4 protein-coding genes, 1 tRNA gene and 2 pseudogenes are annotated in these 5,939 nt (G+C 37.9%); 4 read left to right on the top strand and 3 right to left on the bottom strand.

Translation table 11 applies throughout. The annotated features are described in order from the left end of the window. The coding region (locus PLK24_RS07405) for a ribulose-phosphate 3-epimerase (protein ID WP_502876046.1) at positions 1-396 on the top strand (396 nt) is incomplete at its 5' end. 12 nt (positions 397-408) lie between these two features. Next, positions 409-1,641 carry an amidohydrolase family protein gene (locus PLK24_RS07400; RefSeq protein ID WP_324477764.1) on the top strand — a complete coding sequence of 411 codons (1,233 nt, stop codon included), beginning with the start codon at positions 409-411 and terminating at the stop codon, positions 1,639-1,641. Between the two features lie 264 nt (positions 1,642-1,905). On the opposite strand, the pseudogene PLK24_RS07395 reads toward PLK24_RS07400, so the two are convergent. From PLK24_RS07395 to PLK24_RS07385, 3 genes and pseudogenes are all read right to left on the bottom strand, one after another. Further along, positions 1,906-2,292 (bottom strand): annotated as a pseudogene (locus tag PLK24_RS07395) (hypothetical protein). A gap of 74 nt (positions 2,293-2,366) precedes the next feature. Continuing rightward, positions 2,367-2,592 (bottom strand): annotated as a pseudogene (locus PLK24_RS11465) (hypothetical protein). 455 nt (positions 2,593-3,047) lie between these two features. After that, positions 3,048-3,995 (bottom strand): PP-loop family protein, encoded by a 948-nt coding sequence (locus PLK24_RS07385; RefSeq protein ID WP_349770666.1) that lies wholly within the window; start codon positions 3,993-3,995, stop codon positions 3,048-3,050. A gap of 509 nt (positions 3,996-4,504) precedes the next feature. On the opposite strand from PLK24_RS07385, the gene PLK24_RS07380 reads away from it, so the two are divergent. Together PLK24_RS07380 and tilS are read left to right on the top strand one after the other, a co-directional pair. Beyond that, positions 4,505-4,581: transfer RNA gene (locus PLK24_RS07380), tRNA-Met, on the top strand. A gap of 39 nt (positions 4,582-4,620) precedes the next feature. After that, positions 4,621-5,939 (top strand): tRNA lysidine(34) synthetase TilS (tilS, locus tag PLK24_RS07375; RefSeq protein WP_324477758.1); only part of this gene is annotated, 1,319 nt, incomplete at its 3' end.

Genomic DNA, 5,939 nt, shown 5'->3' with positions numbered 1-5,939 from the left:
ACCACATCTCGTCTTCATCAGATGGTCAGTTCTATAAAAAATTTAGGGAAAAAGGTCGGATTAGCCCTAAATCCTTCAACACCACCAGATATTTTAGAGTATATTCTTCCTTATATCGATATGGTTTTAGTTATGACGGTAGATCCAGGATTTGTTGGGCAAAAATTTGTACCAGAAGTGGTAAAAAAAGTTCAAACCATCAAAAACCTGATTGAGTCCCATCAATTAAATATTGATATTGCTGTAGATGGAGGAATTGGTGAGACGACAGTTCCACTTCTAAAGAAAGCCGGTGCCAATGTATTTATAGCCGGGACTACCAGTATCTTTTCCGGAAAAGAAGAAATTGAAGCTGCTTCCCGAAAATTTAGAGAATTGTGTGAAAAAACTTATTAAGAGGTGAAAAAAATGTCTTTTTATGAAGATCTTTTTAATCAGCTCCTGATCTGGAAAAAAATCGATACCCATGAGCATTTTCTCCCTCAAAATACTTATCAAGATCATCCCGATATTTTGTTGGCCATTCTTCGGGAAAGTTATCTTCCCTGGATTGTTTATGGAGCACGAGATCACAATACTATAACCGTAACCCGAGAAGGTCTTTTACAAGGTATGAAAAAAATACCGGCCAGCGCCTTTTTACGGTATATCATTGAAGCTTTTCAATATATGTATGGTTTTTCCGATGATGAAATCAATCAAGATAATTGGGAACAATTATCCCAACTTATTCGAGAAAGCTATTCAAAGAAAAATATGCTGGACTATTGGATTTTTGATAAGTTCAATGTCGAAAAGGTTGTTCATGATCGCTATTGGAAATTAGGTGAATTCGATATTGACCAAAGCCATTATTTTGCCGTTTTTAGAATTGATCCGTTGTTCTGTGGCTATTCAAAAGAAAAATTAAATCATGACCGAATGAACCCACATATCGAAGCTGCCAAGCAGGGAATTCACATTGAGACATTTGATGAATATCTTGCTTACATTGATCATCTTTTTAAAAAAGCAGTTGCGGAGGGAATCGGTACCATGAAATGTGCGGTTGCCTACGATCGGACACTTCGCTTTGAAAAGGTTAAAAAAGAGCAAGCTGAAAAAGCTTTTTATAAAAAGGATGGAACCGAGCTCTCTTCTGAAGTAAGAGATTTTCAGGACTATGTTTTCTATTATTGCCTCCAGAAAGCGGCTGATCATCATCTACCAGTCCAAATTCACACTGGTCCGGGAAAGGCTTTCGAGACAGCTGCCTCACATTTAGGGAATATTTTTGAGGAATTCCACGACTTAAAAATATCGCTTTTCCATGGGAGTTTCCCCTGGGTTGGCGAGCCAGGAGCCATGTCTCTCTTTTATCCGAACCTGTATTTAGACCTGGTTTGGTTACCGGTGATGTCGCCATCCTATGCTGTTATGGCTTTGTCGGAATGGATTGAAACTGCCGGTGGGGCTCGAATCATGATGGGAGGAGATTCATGGAATGCCGAAGGGGCAGTTGGATCTCTTCTTTACAATCTCAAAACCATTGCTCGAGTATTGGCGGAAAAAGTTGAAAATAAGTATCTGAGCCGGTCGTCAGCCGAACAAATTGGGAAAATGATTCTTTATGATAATCCCAAGGAGTTTTTAAGCAGATAAGCGGTCAAAGTATTTTTTTCTATCCTGAAAATACCATCAAATGAATTCTTTAATTCGTCATCCGGATTGGTGCTTTCCCGCGTGAGGATCTCATCTTTTAGTTTCTTTCTTCATAAATACTTTACAGGATGAGATTGCCACGTCACTCCGTTCCTCGCAATGACGGATCAGTAAAAAATATTATAAATATTAAAATTATAAAAATAAATCTTTGTATTCGAGATTCTTAGGTCTGAAGATAAGCATAAGTTTCTCGAGCTATCATTAATTCCTCGTTGATTGGAATAACCCAGATCTCGACGTTTGATTTTTCATCATGGATCGGTTTAGGGATTGGGGATGGTGAAGAATTTTTTCATGGTCAATTGAAATACCGAGCTGATCCAAATAACTACAAATTTTCTCACGAATGAAAGAATCGTTTTCACCAATTCCTCCAGTAAATATTAGCGAATCGAGCCCGTTCATTAAAGTGATAAATGAACCAATATACTTTTTTACCTGGTATACAAAAACATCAATTGCAAGCAAAGCCCGCTCGTTTCCATCTCGGGCAGCTTTTTTCAATACCCAAATTTAGGTGCTTTGTCCGGAGATACCAAGGAAGCCCGACTTCTTTACCAATAATTCATTGATCGCAGAATAGCTCATCTTCTCTTTTTCTTGGAGGTAGGTAATAACCTAGGATCAAAATCTCCCGATCGAGATGACATAATAATTCCACTTTACGGAGTAAAACCACTGGAAATATCTAATGATTTTCCATCTTGAATTGCAAAGATGCTGCTGCCACTGCCCAAATGGCAGGAAATAACCCGGCTAGATGCGGTAGTCAATTGAGATATTTTTTCCGAAATATCGATGGGAATTTCCATGAAAATCAAATTTAATAATTCTGTATTTTTGACAAAGGCCTAAAGGAAGCTCATAGGTATAATGTGCTGGGGGGATGCTTTGGTGAAAGGTAGTTTCAAAAACACCTACTCAGGGGACCCGGGGAAGAATCCTTTGGAAAATGTCGACGGTGAGTTAGGTTGGTGAATTGTGAACTGGTGTTACGCTTTCTAATTCTCGAAGAGTACTGATTACGTGAAAATCAATCAGAGAAGTGGAATTGACTCGATTCCCTCAGATGATGCATTTAATACCTATTGCCTTTGGCTCTGTTAGATCATTGAGAGGTCCATATTCAATTATATTGTTTATTATGGCTTTTAAACCTAGTTCATGAGAACACTGGGGTATGGATGTTTGAAAGGTTTTCCCGTTAATCTTTTGTTCCCAAAAAGAGTCATCGCGATACAAACGCTTTACTACCCCTCGACTAAGGGAAATTTCTTATTCTTTCTCAATTTCATAGAGTTCGTATTTAATTGAAGATCCACCGCTGTTTAAAGCCATAATTTTCATAGCTCAATATCATTCTTTCCAATAAAAAGTTGAGATTTGCTTTGGGCGGTTTCAAGTATTGAACAAAAGGAACATTTTTCTTGAGTAGTAGGCATGCCGCAAGAAGAACAATTATTGAGAACAACCTTTGGTTGCTTTTCTGGAAAGAGGAATTGCTTTTTTTCTAAGTAATGAAATAAAAAATAATGTTTGGTTCCAGGTGATTGCTCCTCGATCACGTTCAGGGCCTTTTTAAAATCAAGACTGGAAGCTTTTTGTGAGAGAGGGCAGATGCTATCACAAAAAGGGATTTTCATCTGTTGGGCATACCAGAGAATTTCCTGGTCGGTTAGGGTGTAAAAGGGTTTTACTTTTTTTACTAAACCGGGATAATCACTAGGTAAGCAGGGGCTTTGATGCTGAAGATATCCTTCTCTCCATCGAAGGAGATTCCCCAAAAGGGTGGCGGCTTCGTCATCGAGGTTATGACCGGTAGCTAAAACCGAAAAGTCATGATGAAAGGCATAATGGTTTAGTAGATATCTTTTAATGAGTCCGCAAACTGAGCAGGCAGGACGAGGTATCTTGTTTTGCAATTCCGGTAAGGAATGACCCAAAAGTTCTTTTAAATGAATAACAATTAACGGGAGGCCCTTATCTTGAGCAAATTGTTGAACGGCTTGAAGAGATTGTTTGGAAAAGTTGGGAATTCCAAGATCTAAGTGGATAGCAGTTATTTGGTTACCAATATCAGTTAATACCGACCATAAAGCCATGCTATCTTTCCCACCTGAAACTGCCAATATTACCGGTTCTTTTTTTGAAAACATTTGATACTTTTTTATGGCTTGTATGGTTTGTTTTTGAATAAACATTTTAAAGCATCTTTGACAAAACGCAGCATGGTGACGTTTAATTCGAAGAATAGCTTCATCTTTACAGGCGGTACATTTCAAACCCTTCACCTCCGATAATCGTTTCTTATTAATTTTGCATTAAAACATATTCAGGTTGAAATTTCTATCCTGAAAACATACGGGCATAATAAATCAAGCTCCTACCAAAGAATATAGAATGTAGGGGCGCAATAAATTGCGCCCGATCTTCATATAATGTAGCGACCTGCCATGGCATGTCGAATCTTGGTTTTTCATCTTCACTTGGTTCAGCAAATCAGCATGACCGACTATCCTTTTAAAATAGTGAGCATTGATATGAGAGTGCTGAATAATAAAAATTATCACCCTCATCCTCACCCTCTCCCTTCAAGGGAGAAGGTGTAATTAAATCAAAGAAATAAGAAGATTTTCGTAGGGGCAGACCTATGTGTCTGCCCTCATTATTTTGAGATAACATCATGCAATTCTTTTCCTCGGATTGGTGTAGAGGTGGTTTCATTTTTTATCTTTAGAATAATTATTTTCTTTATAAACACTTGTAAAATGGGTAGATGGTGAATATAATAGGTACTGCTGGCGGTGTAGCTCAGTTGGCAAGAGCATCCGGCTCATACCCGGAGCGTCAGGGGTTCGAATCCCTTCACCGCCACCAGCTTCCTCAACGTTATTCCTATCAGGAGCCCTCGCTGGTATGAAGAAATATCCTTATTTGTTAAAAACCGTTTCCCGACTCATTCAAGAGCAGGAATTAATCGTTACGGGAGACCGAGTTTTAATCGCTTTTTCTGGTGGTCCCGACTCTACTGCATTATCCGATATTCTGGTGAAACTATGTGAAGAATTCAAATTTCAATTAGCTTTTTTTCATTTAAATCATGGTTTAAGAGGTCAAGAAGCTCTTCGGGATCAAAATTTCTGTGTTGAATGGGCAAAAAAACGCAATTTTGAGATTTTTATAGAACAATATGATGTGAAAGCTTACAAAAAGGAGCTATCTATTTCTTTAGAAGAAGCCGCACGGAAGGTTCGATACCAAAAACTAAAAGAAGTTGCCGAGCTATGGAAAGCTGATAAAATTGCTCTTGGTCATCATCGTAACGACCAAGTTGAGACCATCCTGATGAATATCATCCGAGGAACTGGTATAAATGGCCTCAGAGGAATGCCAATTCGAAATGGAAAGTTTATCCGTCCACTTTTACGAACTTCGCTTGATGAGATTCATCGCTATCTTGAAGAACAACACCTTGCGTTTGTCATTGACTCAACTAATCTTGATCAATCTTTTTTGAGAAATCGGATCCGTAATGGACTAATTCCCTTATTAAAACAGGATTACAACGCCAAAATTGAAGAAATAATTTTTCGTATGGGATTAAATATCCAAGAATCTCTATCAATTATACCTGAAGAGAAGTGGTCAATTGAAAAAAAAGGTCGTCTTTTTCGCTTGCCGGTGAGCAGTTTGGTTGAAACTTCTGACTTTAAAAGAAGGCAGGGCCTTATTGAATTAATCAATCAGGTCAAGGGGGATACCTACCATATAACCCGAGCCCATTTTAAAGCCTTAGAATATATTATAAAAAAAGGCAAAGGACAAACTATGCTTCCGGAAAAGATTTCTTTTTGGGTGGACAATGGTTATATCTATGGACGCCGGGGGGAATTATTGTTAGGAGATATTCCCAACTGGTCTTATATTCTAAAAATACCGGGCATTAATAAATTTGAAGATATAGGTTTAATCATCGAATCTTTTCAAAAAAACATTCCGGGACAGTTTGACCTGAAGGCTCTATGGTGTGAAATTGACTTGGATAAATGTGATTTACCTTTATTAGTTAGGAATTTTTTAAATGGTGATCGAGTAGTAGTAAATGGAAAAGAAAAAAAATTAAAAACGATTTTTCATGGACAAGGTATTCCTGAAAACTGGAGGAAAAAAGTTCCCATATTATGTGATCAAAAAAAGATTCTTTGGATACCTGGTATTTTACTTGACGAAAGAGC

It is taken from the genome of Atribacter sp. (assembly GCF_035418125.1).
Classification (GTDB): Bacteria; Atribacterota; Atribacteria; order Atribacterales; family Atribacteraceae; genus Atribacter; species Atribacter allofermentans.
The sequence above is the reverse complement of the archived record's forward strand: the minus strand, read 5'-3'. Positions and strand labels throughout refer to the sequence as shown.

What these genes read in the sequence shown, in the direction of transcription:
- PLK24_RS07400 (WP_324477764.1), top strand. Translation starts at nt 409, where the DNA reads ATGTCTTTTTATGAAGATCTTTTTAATCAGCTCCTGATCTGGAAAAAA.